The 22159-nt window shown below is 68.5% G+C and carries 23 protein-coding genes; 14 read left to right on the top strand and 9 right to left on the bottom strand.

Annotation, left to right across the window (positions count from 1 at the left end; genetic code table 11):
• Positions 1-48 precede the first annotated feature (48 nt).
• From ugpA to VES41_RS16065, 5 genes are all read left to right on the top strand, one after another.
• Positions 49-930, top strand: coding sequence for a sn-glycerol-3-phosphate ABC transporter permease UgpA (ugpA, locus tag VES41_RS16085; protein ID WP_324818966.1), 882 nt, complete (start codon positions 49-51; stop codon positions 928-930).
• 11 nt (positions 931-941) lie between these two features.
• The gene (gene ugpE, locus VES41_RS16080) at positions 942-1790 is read left to right on the top strand and encodes a sn-glycerol-3-phosphate ABC transporter permease UgpE (protein WP_324818964.1); all 849 of its coding nucleotides are present in this window, start codon (positions 942-944) and stop codon (positions 1788-1790) included.
• 48 nt (positions 1791-1838) lie between these two features.
• The gene (gene ugpC / locus VES41_RS16075) at positions 1839-2852 is read left to right on the top strand and encodes a sn-glycerol-3-phosphate ABC transporter ATP-binding protein UgpC (protein WP_324818962.1); all 1014 of its coding nucleotides are present in this window, start codon (positions 1839-1841) and stop codon (positions 2850-2852) included.
• Positions 2853-2864: 12 nt separating this feature from the next.
• The gene (gene ugpQ / locus VES41_RS16070) at positions 2865-3602 is read left to right on the top strand and encodes a glycerophosphodiester phosphodiesterase (protein WP_324818960.1); all 738 of its coding nucleotides are present in this window, start codon (positions 2865-2867) and stop codon (positions 3600-3602) included.
• Between the two features lie 85 nt (positions 3603-3687).
• Complete coding sequence (locus VES41_RS16065) at positions 3688-6189, top strand: DUF3772 domain-containing protein (RefSeq protein ID WP_324818957.1); 2502 nt, start codon at positions 3688-3690, stop codon at positions 6187-6189.
• A gap of 33 nt (positions 6190-6222) precedes the next feature.
• On the opposite strand, the gene VES41_RS16060 is transcribed toward VES41_RS16065, so the two are convergent.
• A complete protein-coding gene (locus tag VES41_RS16060; protein WP_324818955.1) occupies positions 6223-6501 on the bottom strand; it encodes a hypothetical protein in 279 nt (92 codons plus the stop codon).
• Between the two features lie 104 nt (positions 6502-6605).
• Here VES41_RS16060 and hemA point away from each other — a divergent pair, with 104 nt between their 5' ends.
• The 7 genes from hemA to VES41_RS16025 all read left to right on the top strand — a co-directional run bounded on the left by hemA (position 6606) and on the right by VES41_RS16025 (position 13318).
• On the top strand, positions 6606-7877 hold the full coding sequence (gene hemA / locus VES41_RS16055; RefSeq protein WP_324818953.1) for a glutamyl-tRNA reductase: 1272 nt from the start codon (positions 6606-6608) through the stop codon (positions 7875-7877).
• 115 nt (positions 7878-7992) lie between these two features.
• Positions 7993-9078: a peptide chain release factor 1 gene (gene prfA / locus VES41_RS16050; protein ID WP_324818951.1), complete on the top strand. Its 1086-nt coding sequence runs from the start codon at positions 7993-7995 to the stop codon at positions 9076-9078.
• Complete coding sequence (prmC, locus tag VES41_RS16045; protein ID WP_324818949.1) at positions 9075-9920, top strand: peptide chain release factor N(5)-glutamine methyltransferase; 846 nt, start codon at positions 9075-9077, stop codon at positions 9918-9920. Before prfA ends, prmC begins: the two co-directional genes overlap by 4 nt.
• Before the next feature lie 27 nt (positions 9921-9947).
• Positions 9948-10274, top strand: coding sequence for a Grx4 family monothiol glutaredoxin (gene grxD, locus VES41_RS16040; RefSeq protein ID WP_324818946.1), 327 nt, complete (start codon positions 9948-9950; stop codon positions 10272-10274).
• Positions 10275-10291: 17 nt separating this feature from the next.
• Complete coding sequence (locus VES41_RS16035; protein ID WP_324818943.1) at positions 10292-10774, top strand: cupin domain-containing protein; 483 nt, start codon at positions 10292-10294, stop codon at positions 10772-10774.
• Between the two features lie 141 nt (positions 10775-10915).
• The gene (locus tag VES41_RS16030) at positions 10916-11914 is read left to right on the top strand and encodes an AAA family ATPase (RefSeq protein ID WP_324818941.1); all 999 of its coding nucleotides are present in this window, start codon (positions 10916-10918) and stop codon (positions 11912-11914) included.
• 87 nt (positions 11915-12001) lie between these two features.
• The gene (locus tag VES41_RS16025) at positions 12002-13318 is read left to right on the top strand and encodes a hemolysin family protein (RefSeq protein WP_324818938.1); all 1317 of its coding nucleotides are present in this window, start codon (positions 12002-12004) and stop codon (positions 13316-13318) included.
• A 32-nt stretch (positions 13319-13350) separates the two neighbouring features.
• Here VES41_RS16025 and VES41_RS16020 read toward each other — a convergent pair whose 3' ends face one another.
• From VES41_RS16020 to VES41_RS16005, 4 genes are all read right to left on the bottom strand, one after another.
• Positions 13351-13914, bottom strand: a complete 564-nt coding sequence (locus tag VES41_RS16020; RefSeq protein WP_324818935.1) for a GAF domain-containing protein — start codon at positions 13912-13914, stop codon at positions 13351-13353.
• A gap of 89 nt (positions 13915-14003) precedes the next feature.
• Positions 14004-15182 (bottom strand): MFS transporter, encoded by a 1179-nt coding sequence (locus VES41_RS16015; protein WP_324818932.1) that lies wholly within the window; start codon positions 15180-15182, stop codon positions 14004-14006.
• Positions 15183-15345: 163 nt separating this feature from the next.
• Positions 15346-16077, bottom strand: coding sequence for a lytic transglycosylase domain-containing protein (locus VES41_RS16010; RefSeq protein ID WP_324818930.1), 732 nt, complete (start codon positions 16075-16077; stop codon positions 15346-15348).
• Entirely contained in the window at positions 16040-17785 is a 1746-nt protein-coding gene (locus tag VES41_RS16005) for a proline--tRNA ligase (RefSeq protein ID WP_324818928.1), read from the bottom strand. Before VES41_RS16005 ends, VES41_RS16010 begins: the two co-directional genes overlap by 38 nt.
• A 153-nt stretch (positions 17786-17938) precedes the next feature.
• Between VES41_RS16005 and VES41_RS16000 the strand changes: the two genes are divergently transcribed.
• Together VES41_RS16000 and VES41_RS15995 are read left to right on the top strand one after the other, a co-directional pair.
• Positions 17939-18601, top strand: a complete 663-nt coding sequence (locus VES41_RS16000; RefSeq protein WP_324818926.1) for an RNA pyrophosphohydrolase — start codon at positions 17939-17941, stop codon at positions 18599-18601.
• 19 nt (positions 18602-18620) lie between these two features.
• Complete coding sequence (locus VES41_RS15995; protein WP_324818924.1) at positions 18621-19091, top strand: CNP1-like family protein; 471 nt, start codon at positions 18621-18623, stop codon at positions 19089-19091.
• A 30-nt stretch (positions 19092-19121) separates the two neighbouring features.
• On the opposite strand, the gene proB is transcribed toward VES41_RS15995, so the two are convergent.
• From proB to rplU, 4 genes are all read right to left on the bottom strand, one after another.
• Complete coding sequence (proB, locus tag VES41_RS15990) at positions 19122-20258, bottom strand: glutamate 5-kinase (protein ID WP_324818922.1); 1137 nt, start codon at positions 20256-20258, stop codon at positions 19122-19124.
• Positions 20259-20330: 72 nt separating this feature from the next.
• The gene (cgtA, locus tag VES41_RS15985; protein ID WP_324818920.1) at positions 20331-21395 is read right to left on the bottom strand and encodes an Obg family GTPase CgtA; all 1065 of its coding nucleotides are present in this window, start codon (positions 21393-21395) and stop codon (positions 20331-20333) included.
• 85 nt (positions 21396-21480) lie between these two features.
• Complete coding sequence (gene rpmA, locus VES41_RS15980; RefSeq protein ID WP_324818917.1) at positions 21481-21741, bottom strand: 50S ribosomal protein L27; 261 nt, start codon at positions 21739-21741, stop codon at positions 21481-21483.
• Between the two features lie 15 nt (positions 21742-21756).
• Positions 21757-22068: a 50S ribosomal protein L21 gene (gene rplU / locus VES41_RS15975; RefSeq protein WP_324818914.1), complete on the bottom strand. Its 312-nt coding sequence runs from the start codon at positions 22066-22068 to the stop codon at positions 21757-21759.
• Positions 22069-22159: the final 91 nt, after the last annotated feature.

Raw genomic sequence — 22159 nt, 5'->3', positions numbered from 1 at the left:
CCGCCGTGCTCCCGTGGAGCCGGCGGGTTTTCTTTTCATTGGGACTTCATGGAAAAACGCGTCCTCTTCCGTTCCGCCTGGCTGCCCTGGCTGCTGATCGCACCGCAGATGGCGATCATCCTGGTGTTCTTCTTCTGGCCGGCGAGCCAGGCCATCGTGCAGTCGGTGCAGATGGAAGACGCCTTCGGCACGTCCACCGAATTCGTCGGGCTGGAGAATTTCAAGACCTTGTTCGAGGATCCGGCCTATATCGACTCGTTCAAGATCACGGCGCTGTTCTCGGTTCTGGTGGCCGGCATCGGCATCGCGCTGTCGCTGATGCTGGCCGTGTTTGCCGACCGCATCTTGCGCGGGGGCCTGTTCTACAAGACGTTCCTGATCATTCCCTACGCGGTGGCACCGGCCATCGCCGGCGTGCTGTGGGTGTTCATGTTCTCGCCCAGCATCGGCGTGGTGGCGTACGCGCTCAATCGGATGGGCATTGCCTGGAACCACGTGCTCAATTCCGACCAGGCGCTGACGCTGATCGTGATCGCCGCGGTTTGGAAGCAGATCTCCTACAACTTCCTTTTCTTCCTGGCCGGCCTGCAGTCCATCCCGAAGGCGCTGATCGAGGCCGCTGCCATCGATGGCGCCGGGCCGCTGCGGCGCTTCTTCACCATCCAGTTCCCGCTGCTGTCGCCCACCACGTTCTTCCTTGTGGTGATCAACGTGGTCTACGCCTTCTTCGATACGTTTGCCATCGTGCACGCCACCACCGAAGGCGGCCCGGGTCGCGATACCGCCATCCTGGTCTACAAGGTCTGGCACGACGGGTTCCGCGCGCTCGATCTCGGCGGCTCGGCCGCCCAGTCGGTGGTGCTGATGGTGATCGTGGTCGCGCTGACCGTCATCCAGTTCCGTTATGTCGAGAAAAAAGTCCAATACTGAAAGGGGCCGTCATGGTTGAACGCCGCCCTGGCCTGACCATCCTGTCGCACGTGGTGCTGCTGCTGGGCATCGCGCTGGTCGTGTTTCCCATCTACCTGGCCTTCGTGGCCTCCACGCACACGCGCGACGAGATCCTCAAGGTGCCGATGCCGATCACGCCCGGCACGCACATGATCGAGAACTACACCTCCGCCCTGCTCGGCACCGAAACGCAGGGTGCCCACGTGGTGGTGGGCCGGATGATGTGGGTGAGCCTGGTGACGGCGCTGGTGATCAGTATCGGCAAGATCGCCATTTCGTTGTTGTCGGCCTTTGCCATCGTCTACTTCCGCTTCCCGTTCAAGAAGCTGGTGTTCTGGATGATCTTCGTCACGCTCATGCTGCCGGTGGAGGTGCGGATATTGCCGACCTACAAGGTGCTTGCGGACCTGAACATGCTCAACACCTACGCCGGCCTGACGGTGCCGCTGATCGCGTCGGCCACCGCGACCTTCCTGTTCCGGCAGTTCTTCCTGTCGGTTCCAGACGAACTGGTCGAGGCGGCGCGCATCGACGGCGCCGGCCCGATGCGCTTCTTCAAGGACATCCTGGTGCCGCTGTCGCAGACGTCGATCGCCGCGCTGTTCGTGATCCAGTTCATCTACGGCTGGAACCAGTACCTGTGGCCCCTGCTGGCCACCACCACCGAGGACATGTACCCGATCGTGATCGGCATCAAGCGGATGATCGCCACCGGCGACGCCGCGGTCGACTGGAACATCGTCATGGCCACGGCCATCATGGCGCTGGTCCCGCCTGCCATCGTGGTGATCCTGATGCAGCGGTGGTTCGTCAAGGGCCTGGTGGATACCGAAAAATGACGCGCGCCCGGCTTTCCGGCGCCCGCTCCTGAACAGACAAGAAGACACATGGCAGCCATTCACTTTCGCAACATCATCAAGCGCTACGGCAAGGGCGCAAAAGTCAACCAGGTCATCCATGGCGTGTCGGCCGAGGTGAAGGACGGAGAGTTCGTCGTCATCGTCGGCCCTTCCGGCTGCGGCAAGTCCACCCTGCTGCGCATGGTGGCCGGGCTGGAAGAGATCAGCTCGGGCGAGATCGCCATCGGCGAGCGCGTGGTTAACGACGTGGAACCGGCCCGGCGCGACATCGCCATGGTGTTCCAGAACTACGCGCTCTACCCGCACATGACGTGCTTCGACAACATGGCCTACGGCCTGCGCATCCTGGGCGTGCCCAAGGCGGAGATCAAGACGCGGGTGGACAAGGCCGCCAGGATTCTCGAGCTGAGCCACCTGCTCGAGCGCAAGCCGCGCGAGCTCTCGGGCGGCCAGCGCCAGCGCGTCGCCATGGGCCGCGCCATCGTGCGCGAGCCGCAGGTGTTCCTGTTCGACGAGCCGCTGTCGAACCTCGACGCCAAGCTGCGCGCCCAGACACGCCTGGAGATCCAGAAGCTGCACCAGGAACTGGGCATCACCTCGCTGTTCGTCACGCACGACCAGGTCGAGGCGATGACGCTGGCACAGCGCATCATGGTCATGAATGCCGGCGTGATGGACCAGTTCGGCACGCCGGAAGAGGTCTACAACAAGCCCGCGACCACCTTCGTCGCCAGCTTCATGGGCTCGCCGCCGATGAACCTGCTCAAGCATGCGCCGGGCGTGCGTGCGGGCACCATCCTGGGCATCCGGCCAGAGCACGTCGACTTCGCCGACGACGGCTGGCTGGTCAAGATCGAGCAGGTCGAGATGCTGGGCGCCGAGCGCCTGATCTACGCGCGCATCGGCGAAGAGCAATTGGTGCTGCGCGTGGACGAAGGCGTGCCGGTGCCTGCGCTGGGCGCCTCGGTGCGCGTGGCGGCCCGCCAGGAGCGGCTGCACTGGTTCGACGCCGGTTCCGGCAAGCGCCTGGCCAATACCTGAGCGGGACTGCCGATGAACACCTGGCCCTACCCCTTCTGGATCGCCCACCGCGGCGCCGGCAAGCTGGCGCCCGAGAACACGCTGGCCGCCTTCCGGCTGGGGGCGCAGCACGGCTACCGCATGTTCGAGTGCGACGCCAAGCTCAGCCGGGACGGCGTCGTCTTCCTGATGCACGACGCCACGCTGGAGCGCACCACCAACGCCGGCGGCATCGGCGGCGAGCGCCCCTGGTCCGAACTGGCGCAGCTCGATGCCGGCGGATGGCACTCGCGGACGTATGCCGGCGAGCCGCTGCCGACGATGGAGAACTTCGCGCGCTGGTGCCTGGCCAGCGGCCACTTCGCCGACATCGAGATCAAGCCGACACCCGGCACCGAGCGAGAGACCGGCGAAGCGGTCGCACGCGAGGCGCAACGCCTGTGGGCGGGCGCCGCGGTGCCGCCTCTGCTGACCTCCTTCAAGGAGGAATCGCTGCGCGCCGCACGCGAGGCGGCGCCCGGCCTGCCGCGCGGCCTGCTCCTGGACAAGCTGCGCGACGGCTGGCTCGACGCCGCCCAGGCGCTGGACTGCGCCGCCGTGGTGTGCAACTACAACCTGTGGGACGCCGAGCGCGTCCGACAGGTGCACGCGGCTGGCATGCGGGCGCTGAGCTACACCGTGAACGACGAGTGGGCGGCCCGATGGCTGCAGGGGCTCGGCACGGACGGCGTCGTCACCGATCGGGTCGACCTGTTCGGTCCCGCCGGCTGACGCGCCGGCGTCCGGCCAGGGCGCACCAGCCGCGTCCCGGCGCCGCTTCTGCCTTCGCGGCCAGTCTCTCTCTATGATGCGGCGGATGTCCCGGATCCTGTATCTCCTTCAGGTCGGCCTGTTGGCGCTGCTGCTGTGTGGCGCCGCGCGGGCGCAGGGGGGCGACACGGGAGCGGCTGCGGCTGCGCCGGCGCCGGACATCACCATGGCCACGCTGCGCGCGGCGGCCGCGCAGCTTCCGGACAGCGTCGAGGGCGACGACGACCTGGCCAGGCTGAACACGCTGACCGATCAGATCTCGTCCCAGGTCGAGCGCTTCGTCACGCAGCGCACCGCCCGCCTGGCCGACCTCAACGCCCGCCTGGGCGAGCTCGGTCCGGCCCCGTCGGGCACCAATGCCGAGGACCGCGACGTGACCCGGCAGCGCGACGCGCTGGTCAAGGAGCGCAACGGCATCGATGCGGACATCCGGCTGGCGCGACTGCTCGCCGTCAACGCCCAGCAGCAGCGCAGCGAACTGCTCGCCCAGCGCCGGGCGGTGTTCGAGGCCCAGTTGTTCGAGCGATCGGAGACGCCGCTTCGTACCGGGTTCTGGAACAAGGCATCGAGTCAATGGGCCGCCGACCGCGAACGGCTGAAGAGCCTGCGCGAGGAGGTGCAACGCGGGCTGGACAGCGTATCGGACAGGATCAACATCGCGTTCGGCGCGCTGCTGGCGGTGGCCCTGGCCGTCCTGCTGGTCTGGCTGCTCGAGCGCGCGCTCACGTTCATCGCGGCGCGCTTCTTTCCTGAAGGGCGCCTGCGCCGCTCCCTGCTGGCGCTGCTGACCGTCTTGGGGTACGTGGCCGTGGTCGGCGGCATCGGCTCCCTGGCCTGGGGCTGGCTGGAGGAGGCCGGCGACTGGGGCACCAAGAGCACCCGCCTGGCCGTCAACCTGGTGCGGCTGGCCATGTACCTGACCTTCGTTGTCGGCCTGGGCCGGGCGCTGCTGTCGAATGCCCGCCCCTCCTGGCGTCTGCCGCCCATTTCCGACCCGCTGGCGGCCCGGCTGGGCGTGCTGCCCTGGCTGCTTGTCGTGTCCGGCGCGGCGATGGGCGTGCCGACCATCGTCAACGACGTCGTCGGCGCGCCGCTCAACAGCGTGCTGACCAACCTGATCCCCACCGTCGTCTTCCTGTTGGCGGCGCTGGTGGGCCTGTTCCTGGTGCGCCGGCCGGCGCGCGCCTCTGCCGCCGCCGGCGCAGACGAAGCCGGCGCATCGGCCGGCGAGGCGCACCCGGCCGAGCCCGACCGGCCGGCATGGGTGGGTTTGCTGCTCGGGCTGGTCGGCGTCCTGCTGGTGGCGCTGGTCGTGCTGGTGGTGGCCGGCTACCAGGCCTTCGCCCGCGTGCTGGCCGGCCAGGCGGCCTGGGCCGGCGTGGTGGTGGCGTCGGCCTACCTCCTGTTCAAGCTGGCGGACGACTTCTGGATGGCCGCGCTGTCCTCGCGCAGCCATTCGGGCCAGCGGCTGCAAGGCGCGCTCGGCATTGCGCCGCAGCTGCTCGACCAGGCGGCGGTGCTGCTGTCCGCCCTGAGCCGGGCCGCCGTCTTCTTCTACATGGTGATCGCCTTCGTCGCGCCGCTGGGAAGCAGCCCGGGCGAGTTGCTCGAGCGCAGCGGCAAGGTCAGCGGCACGCTGAAGGTGGGCGAGTTCGAGATCGTGCCGAGCGCCATCGTCGGCGCCATCGCGGTCCTGGTGCTGGGCATCATGGCGGTGCGCCTGCTCAAGCGCTGGCTGGAAACGAGCTTCCTGCCCTACACCAACTTCGAGCCGGGCATGCGCAGCTCGCTCACCACGCTGATGGGCTATGTCGGCCTGATGCTGGTCGTGGCCTTTGCGCTGTCGGCGCTGGGCGTGGGGGTCAACCGCATCGCCTGGGTGGCCAGCGCGCTGTCGGTCGGCATCGGCTTCGGGCTGCAGGCCATCGTGCAGAACTTCATCTCGGGGCTGATCCTGCTGGCCGAGCGGCCGGTGAAGGTCGGCGACTGGGTCGTGCTCGACACCGCCGAGGGCGACGTGCGGCGCATCAACGTGCGCGCCACCGAGATCGAGCTGTGGGACCGCTCGACCCTGATCGTGCCCAACTCGGAGTTCATCACCAAGACCGTGCGCAACATGACGCTGGCCAACCCGGACGGCCGCGTGCTGATCCGCCTGCCGATGCCGCTGACCACCGATGCGCACAAGGCACGGGACATGATGATGGAAGCCTGCGTCGAGCACACCGCGGTGCTGGACAACCCGGAACCGCTGGTTCGCCTGGACAGCGTGGAGAACGGGCTGCTGGTGTTCATCGTCATTGCCTACGTCGCCAGCCCGCGGCTGGTGGCGCAGGTGCGCAGCGACCTGCTGTTCGCGATCCTCGATCGCCTGCAGTCGGCCCAGTTGCCGCTGGCCGTGTTCGTGGCCCAGCCGGGCACCGCGGCTGCCCTCCAGCCGGCGGCCGCAATCGCCGCGCCCGCCGCCGACCCCCCAGCCGTGCCGCCCATGACAGCGGAGCCGGCCCCCTCCCCGCCTGCGCCGCCGCGCGGGCCGACGGGGGCCTGAACAGCCCGGGGCGCGTGCCGCCCCAGCCGGTCGTCAGCGCCTGAACCCGCCACCCACGAGCCACTGCACGGTGCCGGACACCACCACAAGCGCCGCGTAGGTCGCCATGGCGCCGTCGCGCCCGTGCAACGCCAGGCCGGCCAGCAGCACCGCCACGCCGGCGCCGAAATTGAGCGCCGCCTGGCGCCACCAGGCCATCCGCGAGGCGGCCTTGCCGGGCAGCAGCCGGGCCGCCAACGGCAGGATCAACGCGAGGAACAGTGCCGGCGCAATGAAATTGGCGACGTGCAGGATCAGGGCAACAGGGGACATCGGCAGGGATGCAGGGGGAGTCCGAAAAACGCCTCGCGCGAGGCCTCGGCAGGGCCAAACCCCGCGGCAAGCCCCGGGGACGCGCAAATTTTATAATCCGGTGCATGGCAGTCTGGGCCCTGGGCTTGAATCACACGACCGCGCCGCTCGATCTGCGCGGTCGTTTCGCGTTCGCCCTCGACCAGCTCGCCCCCACGCTGCACAGCCTGCGCCGCTCGTTCGGGCCGGCGCGCCACCCCGAGGTCGAAGCGGCCATCATCTCGACCTGCAACCGCACCGAGATCTACTGCGCCGCCGAAAGCGCGGCACTTGACCACACGGTGGGCTGGCTCGCCGAAAGCGGCGGCGTCTCGCCCGCGCTGCTGCGCTCGCATGCCTACTCCCTGGCCGACGACGAGGCCGCCCGGCATGCCTTCCGCGTCGCCAGCGGGCTCGACTCCATGGTGCTGGGCGAGGCACAGATCCTGGGCCAGATGAAGGACGCCGTACGCGCCGCCGAGCAGGCCGGCTCGCTCGGCAGCACGCTCAACCAGCTGTTCCAGCGCTCCTTCGCCATCGCCAAGGAAGTGCGCACGGCCACCGAGATCGGCGCGCATTCGATCAGCATGGCGGCCGCTTCCGTGCGCCTGGCCAGCCAGCTGTTCGAGGACCTGCGCCAGACGCGGGTGCTGTTCATCGGGGCCGGCGAAATGATCGACCTGGCCGCCACCCATTTCGCCGCCCGCCAGCCGCGCGCCATGGTGGTGGCCAACCGCACGATCGAGCGCGGCGAGAAGCTGGCGTCGCGCTTCGGCGGCGAGGCGATGCGCCTGGCCGACCTGCCGAACAGGCTGGCCGAGTTCGACATCGTCGTCAGCTGTACCGCCAGCACCCTGCCCCTGATCGGCCTGGGCGCGGTGGAACGGGCCCTCAAGCAACGCAAGCACCGGCCGATGTTCATGGTCGACCTGGCCGTCCCGCGCGACATCGAGCCGGAGGTGCAGGCCCTGTCCGACGTCTATCTCTACACCGTCGACGACCTCGCGCAGGTGGTGCAGCAGGGCCAGGCGCAGCGCCAGGCCGCCGTCGCCGAGGCCGAGGTCATCATCGACGCCGGCGTCCAGAGCTTCATGCACTGGCTGGGCCAGCGCGGCAGCGTGCCGCTGATCCAGCAGCTCAACGCCCAGGCCGACGCCTGGCGCGCCGCCGAACTGGCCCGTGCCCGCAAGCTGCTGGCCAAGGGCGAAGACGTGGACGCGGTGCTCGACGCGATGTCGCGCGGCCTGACCCAGAAGCTGCTGCACGGCGCCATGGCCGAACTGCACGCCGGCGACGCTGCAGCGCGCGAACAGACCGCCCAGGCCATCGCCCGCCTGTTCCTGCGCAAGGAACGTTAGCGGCGCTCCGAGCCGCCCGCCCGCTTCGGCCGCCGTCGACAGCCGACGCTCCCGCCCATTCCCCGCCCTTCGGGGCAGCCCCGAACTCCGACCGCCCGCCGCCGGGCCTCCCGCCGTGAAGACCTTCCTTCGCCAACAACTCGAACGCTTCCTGCAACGCCTGGGTGAGCTGGACTTCCTGCTCTCGCGCGAGGACATCATGTCCGACATGGCGCAATACCGCGCGATCTCGCGCGAGCACGCCCAGGTGACGCAGGTCGCCGGCCGCTACCAGCGCTACCGCCAAGTCGAGGCCGACGTCGCCGCGGCCCGCGAGATGCTCGACGACGCCGACATGGCCGACATGGCGCGCGAGGAAATCGCCTCCGGCGAGGCGGAGCTGCTGCAGCTGGAAGACGAGCTCCAGCGCCTGCTGCTGCCCAAGGACCCGGACGACGAACGCAATGCCTTCCTGGAAATCCGCGCCGGCACCGGCGGGGACGAATCCGCCCTGTTCGCCGGCGATCTGCTGCGCATGTATACCCGCCACGCCGAACGCGCCGGCTGGCGCGTGGAGATCGTCAGCGCCAACGAGAGCGAGCTCGGCGGCTTCAAGGAAGCGGTGCTGCGCATCGAAGGCGACGGCGTCTTCGGGGCGCTGCGCTTCGAGTCGGGTGGCCACCGCGTGCAGCGCGTGCCCGCCACCGAAACGCAAGGCCGCATCCACACCAGCGCCTGCACCGTGGCGGTGCTGGCCGAGCCGGACGAGGCAGTGGCGGTACAGATCAATCCGGCCGACCTGCGCATCGACACCTACCGCGCCAGCGGCGCCGGCGGCCAGCACATCAACAAGACCGACTCGGCCGTGCGCATCACGCACATTCCCACCGGCATCGTGGCCGAATGCCAGGACGACCGCAGCCAGCACCGCAACAAGGCCAAGGCGCTGCAGGTGCTGTCCGCGCGCATCCAGGAAAAAGAACGCACCGAGCGCGCTGCCAAGGACGCCGCCCTGCGCAAGGGCCTGATCGGCAGTGGCGACCGTTCCGACCGCATCCGTACCTACAACTTCCCGCAGGGCCGCCTGACCGACCACCGGATCAACCTGACCCTCTACAAGCTCGTCACCATCATGGAAGGCGACCTGACCGAGGTGCTGGCGGCCTTGCGCGCCGCGCGCGAAGCCGAACAGCTGGCCGAGCTCGAGGCCTCCCTGTCGTGACCCTCGCCGGCCCGACCACCATCGCCCGGGCGCTGGCCACGGCCGCCGGGAACGGCCTGGCGCGGCTCGATGCCCAACTGCTGCTCCTGCATGCCCTGGGCCGGCCGGGCAGCGAGCGCGCCTGGCTGCTGGCCCACGACGATGCGCCGCTGGCCGGCGCCGAGGCGGCCGCGTTCGCCGACCTTGTCGAACGCCGCCTGTCCGGCGAGCCGGTGGCCTACCTGCTGGGCCACAAGGAATTCCGCGGCATGACACTGCAGGTGGACGCGCGCGTGCTGGTGCCGCGCCCCGACACCGAGACGCTCGTCGATTGGGCGCTGGACTGCCTGGACGGCCGCAGCGGCGCACGCTTCCTGGACCTTGGCACCGGCAGCGGTGCCATCGCCCTCGCCCTGAAAAGCGCCCGGCCGGACCTGGATGCGCATGCGGTCGACGCCAGCGCCGATGCCCTGACGGTCGCACGCGCCAATGCCGCGCGCCTGGGACTGGCGGTGGACCTGCGCCAGGCCGACTGGCTCGAAGGTGCCGCGGCCGGGCATGACCTGATCGTCTCCAACCCGCCCTACGTGGCCGCCGGCGACCCCCACCTGCCCGCCCTGCGCCACGAACCGCTGTCGGCCCTGGCCGCCGGCGCCGACGGGCTGGACGACATCCGGCGGATCGTGCGCGATGCGCCGGCCCACCTGGCGCCGGGCGCCTGGCTCCTGTTGGAGCACGGCCACGACCAGGCCGCCGCCGTGCGGGCGCTGCTGGCGGCCCGGGGCTTCGACGAGGTACAAAGCCGCACGGACCTCGGCGGCATCGAGCGCTGCTCCGGCGGACGCTGGCCGGCAATGAAATAATCGCCAGAACTTTTTGCAGGAGTCCCCATGACCGACGCCCAACAACGCATCGACGAGCTGGTCAAGAGCAACGAAGTCCTTCTGTTCATGAAGGGCAGCGCCAGCTTTCCCATGTGCGGCTTCTCCGGCCGCGCCATCCAGATCCTGAAGGCCTGCGGTGTCGACCCCAAGGCACTGAAGACCGTCAACGTGCTGGAAGACGATGGCGTGCGCCAGGGCATCAAGGAATACAGCAACTGGCCGACGATCCCGCAGCTGTACGTGCGCGGCGAATTCGTCGGCGGCTCGGACATCATGATGGAGATGTACGAGTCGGGCGAGTTGCAGCAGATGCTCTCCGCGCCCTCCCACTGAGCGCGGGCGGCGGCACCGTGGCGCACGAGCATCCGCACCCCACCGACTGGAAGCATGACGGCGTGCGGGTGATCCCCGCCGGCCAGCTCGATGCCAACACCGCCCAGACGCCGGGCATGAACCGGGCCGCGGCGATCAACTTCGCACGTGTGGGTGCGCAGAAGCTGTGGGCAGGCACCGTCACGATCCATGCCAACGCCAAGACCGGCGCGCACCACCACGGGCACCTCGAGTCGGTGATCTACGTGGTACGCGGGCACGCCCGCATGCGCTGGGGCGACCACCTGGAGTTCACCGCCGAGGCCGGTCCGGGCGACTTCATCTACGTACCGCCCTACGTTCCGCACCAGGAGATCAATGCCAGCAGCACCGAGGCGCTCGAGTGCGTGTTGTGCCGCAGCGACGGCGAGGCGGTCGCCATCAACCTCGACATCGAGCCCGCCGAGAAGCCCGAATCGGTGCTCTGGGTCGACCCCACGCATCCGCACGGCGGCGTCTGACGCGCCGCGGCAACGGGGCCGCGCGCACCTTTTCACGCTGTCGGCCGTCAGCTTCAGCCCGCCGGGGAAAAACCGGACATGCGATTCATCCGGGCACGCCTTATGCTGATCGGCAGCTGTTCGATTCCGGAGGTGCTGTCCATGGATTCCCGCAGTCTCGTTCCCGCCAGCGTCGGCCTGTCTCTGCCCATTGCCCAGATGCGCAGCGTGTTCCTGCCGCACGACGTCGAGCGCCGGCTCGCCAAGCTGCCCGAGCGCGAACACGAGCACCTGCGCAGCACCTACGAGCGCATGCTCGAACGCGGCCCCGACCGCTTCCAGGTCAAGCCGTGCGGCGTGCCGGAAATGGCCTCGCTGTACGCGCAGCTCCCCAACTTCTCGGACGCCATCGACGACGTTCGCCGCCACGTAGCGCTGGCGCAGGACAGCAGCGACGGCCTGGAACTCACGCCCATGCTGTTGCTGGGCCCGCCTGGCATCGGCAAGACGCATTTCGCGCGCAAGCTGGCCGAACTGCTCGGCACCGGCATGTCGCTGGTGCCGATGAATGCCATGACGGCCGGCTGGCTGCTTTCGGGCGCCTCGTCGCAATGGAAGGGCTCCAAGCCCGGGAAGGTGTTCGAGACCCTGGTCGACGGCCAGTATGCCAATCCGGTGATCGTGGTCGACGAGATCGACAAGGCCGGCACCGACGCCCAGTACGACCCGCTGGGCGCCCTGTACAACCTGCTGGAGCACGACACGGCCCAGTCTTTCGTCGACGAGTTCGCGGAGGTTGCCATCGACGCCAGCCAGGTGATCTGGATCAGCACCGCCAACGACGAGCGCGGCATCCCGGAGCCCATCCTCAACCGCATGAACGTGTTCGAGATCGACCAGCCTTCGCCCGAGGAAGCCCGACGCATCGCGCGCAACCTGTACGACGCGATCCGGGCCGAGCATGACTGGGGCCGCCTGCTGGCGCCGGAGCCCGCCGATGACGTCATCGACCTGCTGGCCGGCCTGGCGCCGCGCGAGATGCGCCGGGCGCTGATGACCGGCTTCGGCAACGCACGGCTGGCCAGGCGGGATGCGGTGCGCGTGGAAGACCTGCCGCGCGCGGCCACCGCTGGTCGCGGGCGCATCGGATTCGTGCAATAGGCGCCGGCCCGGCCGCCGCATCGCCGCGCGCCCGGATTCCGAGCCGTGGCTGGCTCATGGCACCATGTCGGCCTACGCCGATGCGCCATGACCCTGTCTGAAAGCCTGATCATCATCGTCGCGCTGATCGCCACCAGCGCCTTCTTCTCTCTGGCCGAGATCTGCCTGGCGGCATCGCGCCGCCTGCGGCTGCGCCAGATGGCCGACGACGGCGACGCACGCGCCGAGAAGGTGCTGGCGCTGCAGGAGCATCCCGGCCACTACTTCACGGTCGTGCAGATCGGGCTCAATGCGGTGGCCATTCTCGGCGGCGTGGTCGGCGACGGGGCGCTGAGCCCCTATTTCGCCGCCGCGCTGGAGCACTGGATGAGCCCCGAGGCCGCGCAAAGCGCCGCCTTCGTCCTGTCGTTCATCACCATCATCGCGGTGTTCCTGATCTTTGCCGATCTGTTTCCCAAGCGCTGGGGCATGAACGCGCCGGAACAACTCGCGGTACGGCTGGTGAGGCCCATGCAGTTCTTCATCACCGCGCTCAAGCCGGTGGTGTGGCTGTTCACCCAGAGCACCGACCTGCTGTTCAAGCTGCTGGGCATGCCGACCCAGCGCGAAGAGCAGATCACGTCCGCCGACATCCTGGCCATGACCGAGGCCGGCGCCCGCGCCGGCGTGCTGGCCGAGCGCGAGCACCGGGTGATCGCCAACGTGTTCGAACTGGACACGCGCATGGTCAGCAGCGTCATGACGCCGCGCGACCGCGTGATCTGGTTCCACAAGGACGAGCCGGAACAGGTGCTGCGCGCCCGCATCGTTGCCGAGCCTTTCTCCGCCTATCCGGTCTGCGAAGGCGACATCGACCACGTGCTGGGCTACGTGGATGCCAAGGACATGTTCCAGCGCGTCCTGGGCGGCCAGCCGCTGTCCTTCGAGCAGGGTCTGCCGTTGCGCAAGGCGCTGGTGATCCCCGACCGAATCTCCCTGACCGAAGTGCTCGAGCAGTTCCGCCAGGCGCTCGAGGACTTCGCCATCGTGGTCAACGAGTACAGCCTGGTGGTCGGCGTGATCACGCTCAACGACGTGATGAGCACCGTGATGGGCGACCTGGTGCCACCGATGGATGACGAGGAACAGCAGATCGTGCGGCGCGACGAGAATTCGTGGCTGATCGACGGCGTCACGCCCATCCAGGACGTGCGCCGCGCGCTCGACATCGACGTCATGCCGGACGTGGATGAATACGAGACCCTTGCGGGTTTCCTGATGTTCATGCTGCGCCGCGTACCGCGCCGTACAGACACCGTGAAGTGGGCCGGCTATACCTTCGAGGTGATGGACGTGGACAGCCACCGCATCGACCAGGTGCTGGCCAGCCGCGAACCGAAGGCGCCGACGCTGGCGACGGGTTGACGCCGGGCAGCTGGCGCGCGGCGCGCCGGCAATCAGACGGCTGGCGCGACCCCGTCGGCCTGCGCGAGCAGCCGGGCGGCCGCGCGCGCGGCGACCTCCAGCCGCATGATGTCGCGTTCGTCCAGGTCGTCGCGAGGCTTGAGGCAGAAGCCGCACAACATGCCGTACAGGCGCCCGTCGGAGAAGCGCACCGGAACGCCCACGTGCGCGCCGACTGCGTCGTAGATGGGCGGCAGGCCGTGCGCGACCCGCACCGCGCTGACGTTGCCCACCAGGCCAGGCATGCGGCCATCGAGGATGCGCTGGCACAGGCTGTGCTCCAACGGGTGCGACTGGCCGGGCCCGATCAGCGGCGGCGCGTGAACCGTATCGACATAGCGGAAGACGCGCCGGTCTTCCAGCAGTTCGCCCACGAACACGGCCTCGAGCTGCAGCTGTTCGCGCACCAGGCGCAGTAGCGCACCCATCGAGCGCTCGAGCAGGTCGCCGCCGCCCTCCGCGGTGATGGTGGACAACTGGTGGTCGAGACCCTCTTCAAAGGACAGGGATGCGCCGGAGTTCGGCCCGGAGGCACTGGCGCGGGAGGCTTGGATCATGGGCGCCGATAGGCTAACCCATTGCCGCGCACCGGCTTGCCTGCGACCGGACGTGCGATTGTCAATCTGTCAGATAAGTGGCGGTCAGCTCACAATTTGCACGCCGCCGCGGGCATCGCGGTCGCGGCGGTCCGCGGCACCATCCGCGTCGCCAGCACGCTGACCGCCATCGCGACGATCATGAGCATCAGGCCGGCCCAGTGCAGCGATTCCAGGCCCTGGTGGCCGATCAACCAGCCGCCGGTGGCAGCACCGAACGCCTGGCCGGCGTACATCGCCGAGGTGTTCAAAGCGATAGACCCGCCGGCGAGCGCCGGTGCCAGCGACACCAGCCGTGCCTGCTGCGCCGAGTTGGCCGAGAAGCAGCCGAGCGCCCAAGGCACCATTACCAAAGCCGCCATGAGCAGCGTGGTACCCAGCGGCCAGAGCAGGAGGCTGAGCGCAATCGCGGCCATGGCGATCATGACGCCGCGCGACGCGCCCAGGCGGTCGATGCGGCGCGACATCAGCACGTTGCCGATCAGGCCGAACGCCCCGAAGCACATGAACAGCGCGCTCAGCTCCTTGGCACCAGCGCCCAGCAGGTCCTTGAAATAAGGCGCGAAGTAGGCGAACAACACGAATTGCCCCGCCGAATAGAGCAGCGTGACCGCCACGCAAAGCATCAGGGGCCGCGAGCGCAGGGCTTCGCCCCAGCTCGACAGCGCGAAGCGCGGCGGCCGCACGTTCGCGGGCATCGCCAGCCAGACCCAGGCTGCACTGGCGAAGGACAGCACCGCCACCATGACGTAGGCACCCTGCCAGCCGGACAGGCCGGCCAGCCAGGCGCTCAACGGCATGCCCAGCACGGAGGCCAGCGACCAGCCGACGAACACGAAGGTGATGGCACGGCCGCGCTGCGCCAGCGGCATCAGGTGCCCGACGCAAGCGGCCGCCTGTGGCGTGAACACGGCCGCGGGGACGACGGCCAGCACGCGCAGCGCGAGCAGCCAGCCGAAATCGTCGACCAGCGCGCAGGCGAGGTGCATGACGCCGTACCAGAGCATGGACAGCGCCAGCAGGCGGCGCCGGTCGAACGGCGCCACCACGCTGGCCAGCGCCGGCGCGCCCAGACATACGACGGCCCCGGCGGCCGTGATCAGGTAGCCTGCCACCGGCACGGGAACCTGGAAGAAGGCGCTGATCTCGTTGAGCGTGGCGCCGGCGGCCATGATGCCGGTGCCGATCGCGAAGTTTCCGGCCAGCAGGGCCCACAGCATGTTTGGCATGAACGTGATGAATGAGGAATCGTGGGAGGGCGCCGGTGCGCAGCGTCTGGGGGCGCGCCCGGGCGTTGCGTCAATATAGCCAGGCACCAGGGGCCGGACAAACGGTGAATCGGAATCCGATCCATGCGTGCGGCGCATGTCAGCCCCGCCGCGATGCGCCAGCTCAGTCTTGCCGATCCGCGAACTTCCAGTTGCGCTGATTGGCAAAAACCGCGTCCGGGTATGGGGAGCGGCCCCGGCTGCCGTTGTAGCGGCCCAGCGCCATGAACAGGTCGCCCCGCTCCCGGTCCAGGTAGTGGCGCAGGATCACGCAGCCAAAGCGCAGGTTGGTCTGCATGTGGAACAGGCTGGCCGGATCGCCGTCGCCGATCACGCGGGTCCAGAAGGGCATGACCTGCATGTAGCCCCGCGCGCCCGCGCTGGACACCGCGTACTTGCGGAAATTGCTCTCGACCTGCACCAGGCCCAGCACCAGGCTGACGTCGAGCCCCGCGCGGCGCGTCTCGTACCAGATGGTCTGGAGGAAGTCATTGCGCGCGATGGACGAAGGAATGCGCTTTTGCAGGCGCTCGCCCAGCGCGATGCGCCAGCGCAGATAGGCCAGCCGCGCCTCGGTGCTGCCGAACTCCGGCACCGGCGGCGCACTGTTGCGAATGGCCGCGTTCAGCGCCGTGCGCACCGAGTCCGCCAGCGGCTCCTCGATCTGGGCGCCGGCCAGCGCCGCGCGCGGCAGCCCGAAGGCCACGACACCCGCCGCGCCGCCGGCGGCAGCGCCCAGACACTGGCGCCGCGACAGGCTCACGGCATCGTCGCCGCCCTGCGGCTGGCAATGCGCGAGGCCGGCGCGGTGCGAGGCTTCATGCAGCCAGCTTGCCGCGGACGAAGGCGCCCACATCGGCCAGCGCCACCTTGGTGGCGGCGCTGTCGCGGCGGTGCTGGTACTCGACCTGGCCTTCCTTGAGCCCCCGGTCCGACAGCACCACCCGGTGCGGCACGCCGATCAGCTCCCACTCGGCGAACATCACGCCGGGGCGCTCGCCGCGATCGTCCAGGATGACGTCGACGCCAGCGGCCAGCAGTTCCTCGTAGAGGGCCTCGGCAGCTGCCTTGACCTCGCTGCTTCGGTCCATGCCGATCGGGCACAGCGCCACCGTGAAAGGCGCGATCGCATCCGGCCAGATGATGCCGCGCTCGTCGTGGTTCTGCTCGATGGCGGCCGCAGGCAGGCGGGTGATGCCGATGCCGTAGCAGCCCATTTCCATGAACTGCGGCTTGCCGCCCTCGTCCAGGAAAGTGGCGTTCATGGCGCGGCTGTACTTGGTTCCCAGGTAGAACACGTGCCCCACCTCGATTCCGCGCTCGATCGCCAGCACGCCCTTGCCGTCGGGCGAGGCGTCGCCCGCCACCACGTTGCGGATGTCGGCCACGAGGTCCGGCTCCGGCAGGTCGCGGCCCCAGTTGATGCCGGTGAAGTGGAAGTCGACTTCGTTGGCGCCGCTGATCCAGTCGGCCATGACGGCGACCTCGCGGTCAGCCACCAGCTTGACCGGCTGTTTCAGGTTGAGCGGGCCGAGGTAGCCCGGCCGGGAACCGAAGTGCGCCTCGATCTCGGGCACCGTGGCGAACCGGAAGCCGTTCTCCATGCCCGGCAACTTGGCGACCTTGATCTCGTTCATGTCATGGTCGCCGCGCAGCAGCAGCAGCCAGACCTGCGATTTCCTGACTTCGCCCCGATCGTCCAGTTCATCGGTGGCCAGCACCAGCGACTTGACCGTGGTGGACAGCGGCACGCCCAGCAGCGCGGCGACGTCCTCGCAGGTGCTCTTGCCCGGCGTCGGCGTCTTCGTCAGGGCCTGGGACGCCGCCGGACGCGGCGCCGTCGGCGCCAGCGCCTCGGCCTTTTCCATGTTGGCGGCGTAGTCGCTGTCGGGGCAGTAGACGATCGCGTCCTCGCCGGTGGCGGCGATCACCTGGAACTCCTCGGACAGGTCGCCGCCGATGGCGCCGCTGTCGGCCGCCACGGCGCGGTAGCGCAGGCCGAAGCGGTCGAAGATGGCGCGGTACGCCGTCGCCATGACCTGGTAGCTCGCCTTGGCGCATTCGGCGTCACGGTCGAAGCTGTAGGCGTCCTTCATGATGAATTCGCGCCCGCGCATCAGGCCGAAGCGTGGCCGCCGCTCGTCCCGGAACTTGGTCTGGATCTGGTAGAAATTGCGCGGCAACTGCTTGTAGCTCTTGACCTCCTGGCGGGCGATGTCGGTCACCACCTCTTCGCTGGTGGGCTGCACCACGAAGTCGCGCTCGTGCCGGTCCTGGATGCGCAGCAGTTCGGGGCCCATCTTGTCGAAGCGGCCGGTTTCCTGCCAGAGCTCGGCCGGCTGCACCACCGGCATGGTCAGCTCGACGGCGCCGGCGCGGTCCATCTCCTCGCGCACGATGGCCTCCACCTTGCGGATCACGCGCAGCCCCATCGGCATGTAGGTATAGATGCCGGCGCCGAGCTTCTTGATCATGCCGGCGCGCGTCATCAGGCGATGGCTCATGACTTCGGCATCGGCCGGCGCTTCCTTCAGGGTGGAGACAAAGAAACGGGACGCTTTCATCGATGGCGGCTCAGGTGGATTGCGGGAGGGAGGGAAGGAGGTCGGGAGCGGCCCGGATGGCTCTGGGTTGTCCGAGGGGACACTGGCGCAGTCCCCTTGCCGAGTGCACCCCGGCATGCATAATCGAAACAGTTCAAAAATTGGGGTTCGATTATGCTCGACCGAGACGGCTTCAGGCCCAACGTCGGCATCATCCTGCTCAACCAGCGCAATCAGGTTTTCTGGGGCAAGCGCATTCGCACCCATTCCTGGCAGTTTCCGCAAGGCGGCATCGACCGCGGCGAAAGTCCCGAGCAGGCCATGTTCCGGGAACTGCGAGAGGAAGTCGGCCTGGAGCCGTCGCATGTGCGCATCGTGGCCCGTACCCGCGACTGGTTGCGCTACGAGGTGCCGGATCGGTACATCCGCCGCGACGCACGCGGCCACTACAAGGGTCAGAAGCAGATCTGGTTCCTGCTGCAGCTGGTCGGTCACGATTGGGACCTGAACCTGCGCGCGACCGATCACCCCGAATTCGACGCCTGGCGCTGGCATGACTACTGGGTGCCGCTGGACGTCGTCGTCGAATTCAAGCGCGGCGTCTATGAAATGGCGCTGACCGAACTCGCCCGCTACCTGCCCCGGCAGGATTTCCGCAACCGCTTTCTGCGCGGCAACGTGCGTGGCCGCGAATTCGATCGCCACCCATCCGCACACGGCCGCGACCCGGGCTTCGAACTGCCGCCCGGCGCCACCTTCGAACCCGATCCCAATGCATCTTCTCCCGCGTCCGAAGCGGGGCCGCCGGCCCAGCACATTCACGTTCCGCGCGGCTAGGCGCCGCCTGCTTCCGCTCATGTTCGGCCTGGGGCTGGCGCTGGGCGCCCAGGCCCAGCTGCTGTTCGAAAATCCGGACTGGAAAGAGTCCGAAGCGCCTCCGCCCCCCAAGTTCGACGTGCAGCGCATGCTGGAAGTCGACATGCCGCGCCAGCGCGACCTGCGCTACGGCGTCGACCCCGACACCATCCGTATCACCGGTGACGGCGTGGTTCGCTACGTGGCCATCGCCAAGCGCCCCGGCAACCAGGGCCCGGTCAATGCGTTCTACGAGGGCGTGCGCTGCGCCAGCGGCGAGGTGAAGACCTATGCGCGCTACAGCGGCGACGGCTGGCGCGAAGCGAAGGACCCGCAATGGGTCGACCTGGGAGATCAGCGCTCCACCCACAGCCTGGTCCTGGCCCGTGAGGCCCTGTGCCAGAGCGCTGCGCCACGCAGTTCGGTCGGCGAGATGGTCAAGCTGCTGAAGAACCAGAAGCCGCTGGACTGACCGGCCCCGGCCGATCCGCCGGGCGCTTTCTCAGCCGGTCAGCACCATGTTGTCGCGGTGCACCATCTCGGGCTCCGACGCATAGCCGAGCAGCCGCTCGATCTCGGCCGACGGCTTGCGGCACAGCAGGCGCGCCTCGGCGCTGGAGTAGTTGGCCAGGCCGCGCGCCACTTCCCTGCCCTGAGGGTCGCGCACGGCGATCACGTCGCCGCGCGAGAATTCGCCCTCGACGGCGGTCATGCCGATCGGCAACAGGCTCTTGCCCTCGCCACGCAGCTTGGCTGCGGCGCCCTCGTCCACCTGAACGGCGCCGCGCAGTTGCAGATGGTCGGCCATCCAGCGCTTGCGCGCCTGGTGCTTGGCCGTCTGGGCCACCAGCAGGGTGCCGATGGCCTCGCCCCTGGCCAGGCGCAGCAGCGCGTCGGGCTCGCGCCCCCAGGCGATGACGGTCGACGCACCCGAGCCGGCAGCGCGCTTGGCCGCGAGGATCTTGGTGATCATGCCGCCGCTGCCGATCGCGCTGCCCACCCCGCCGGCCATGGCCTCGAGCGCCGCGTCGCCCGCCTTGGCCTCGTGCACGAACCGGGCGTCCGGGTTCTTGCGGGGATCGGCGGTGTAGAGGCCCTTCTGGTCGGTGAGGATGACCAGCGCATCGGCCTCCACCAGGTTGGCCACCAACGCGCCCAGGGTGTCGTTGTCCCCGAACTTGATCTCGTCGTTGACCACCGTGTCGTTCTCGTTGATGACCGGCAGCACGCCCAGGCCCAGCAATGTCAGTAGCGTGGTGCGTGCGTTGAGGTACCGCTCGCGGTCCGCCAGGTCCGCGTGCGTGAGCAACACCTGGGCGCTGCGCAGGTCGTTCTCGCGCAGCTTGCTTTCGTACATCTGCGCCAGGCCCATCTGGCCGACGGCCGCGGCCGCCTGCAGCTCATGGACCTCGTGCGGGCGGCGCCGCCAGCCCAGGCGCTTCATGCCCTCGGCAATCGCCCCGCTGGAGACCATGATGACCTCGCGCCCCTCGCGCGCGAGCACGGCCATCTGGCGGCACCATTCACCGATGGCGCCTTCGTCCAGGCCGCGCCCCTCGTTGGTGACCAGGCTGGAGCCGACCTTCACGACGATGCGGCGCGCATCGCGCAATACGGTGGAGGCGGTGAGGTCGGTCATGGTGTGCGGGGTAAAGGAATTGGATCGGGCCGCCACGCGCGTCCCGGTGCCGGCCACGCGCGCGACGTGCGTCTAGACGGGCTCGGAAAAGCGCGGGTCGCGTTCCACTGGCGGCTGCTCGGCCTCCTGCTGGCTGCGCACCTGCTGGTACACCCCCTGCACGAGGTGTTCGCAACCCTCGCGCGTCAGGGCGGAGATCTCGAAAACCGGCCCTTTGAACCGCAGCCGCTTGACGAAATCCTTGACGCGCGCGGCGCGTTCTTCGACCGGGATCATGTCCAGCTTGTTGAGCACCAGCCAGCGCGGCTTCTCGTACAACTGAGGGTCGTATTTCTTGAGCTCTCCGACGATGGCCTTGGCCTGGGCCACAGGGTCGACGCCCTCGTCGAACGGCGCCAGGTCCACCACGTGCAGAAGCAGGCGGGTGCGCTGCAGGTGGCGCAGGAAGAGGTGGCCGAGGCCGGCGCCTTCCGATGCGCCTTCGATCAGCCCAGGCAGGTCGGCCACGACGAAGCTCTGCTCGGGGCCGATGCGCACCACGCCCAGGTTGGGATGCAGCGTGGTGAACGGATAGTCGGCAATGCGCGGGCGCGCGTTGGAGACGGCCGAGATCAGGGTGGACTTGCCCGCATTCGGCATGCCAAGCAGGCCGACATCGGCCAGCACCTTCAGCTCGAGCTTCAGGTTGCGCCGCTCGCCCGGCCAGCCGGGTGTTTTCTGGCGGGGCGCGCGGTTGATGGCGCTCTTGAACCGCAGGTTGCCGAACCCGCCGTCCCCGCCCTTGGCAATGATGATCTTCTGGCCCGGCTCGAGCAGTTCGAACAGCACCTCGCCGGTTTCGGCATCGCTGACGATGGTGCCCACGGGCATCTTCAGGGTGATGTCGTCGCCGGCCGCGCCGAACATGTCCGAGCCCTTGCCGTGCTCGCCGCGCTTGGCCTCGTGCCGGCGCGAGAAGCGGAAATCCACCAGCGTGTTGAGGTTGGGATCGGCCACCGCGAACACGTGGCCGCCACGGCCGCCGTCGCCCCCGTCCGGACCGCCGAACTCCTTGAATTTCTCGTGCCGGAACGACACACAGCCGTTGCCGCCATCGCCTGCGGCAATGTCGATGAAGGCTTCGTCGACAAACTTCATGGTGGGTGTGTTCCAGTGCGAGTTTACAAATGAAAAAGCCCCGACGAGTCGGGGCTTCGGATCGGTTGGCCGGTGCCGAAGTGGCTTACTCGGCCGGGGTGACGCTCACCGTGTGCTTGTTGAGCGCGCCCTTGGTGCTGAAGCTGACGTGGCCTTCAACCAGCGCGAACAGCGTGTGGTCCTTGCCGATGCCGACGTTCACGCCGGGGTGGACGCGGGTGCCGCGCTGACGCACGATGATCGAGCCGGCGCTGATGAGTTCACCGCCGAAGCGCTTCACGCCGAGCATCTTGGGCTTGGAATCGCGCCCGTTTCGCGTAGAGCCGCCGCCTTTTTTCTGTGCCATGGTGTCTGCTCCTGATCAGGCCGAGATCGCACCGATTTGCAGTTCGGTGAACTGCTGGCGATGGCCTTGACGTTTCTGATAGTGCTTGCGGCGGCGCATCTTGAAGATGTGCACCTTGTCGTGCTTGCCGTGCGAGACGACCGTGGCCGTCACCGTCGCGCCAGACACCAGGGGCGTGCCGACCTTGATCTCGCTGCCGTTGCCGACAGCCAATACCTGATCGATCACGATTTCCTGGCCGACGTCCGCAGTAATCTGTTCTATTTTGATCTTTTCGCCGGAAGCAACGCGATACTGCTTGCCGCCGGTTTTTATGACCGCGTACATGTTCAACCTCTTGGAATGCGTGGTGGATGCACTGCGCATCTGGCCCGGGCCCTGGCAAGAACCAGCGGCCCCGGACAGCCGGCGCGATGCA

Origin of the sequence: Variovorax sp., assembly GCF_035634955.1 — a bacterium.
In the GTDB taxonomy this organism is placed as follows: Bacteria; Pseudomonadota; Gammaproteobacteria; order Burkholderiales; family Burkholderiaceae_C; genus Variovorax.
This window is presented reverse-complemented; position numbering and strand designations above follow the sequence as displayed.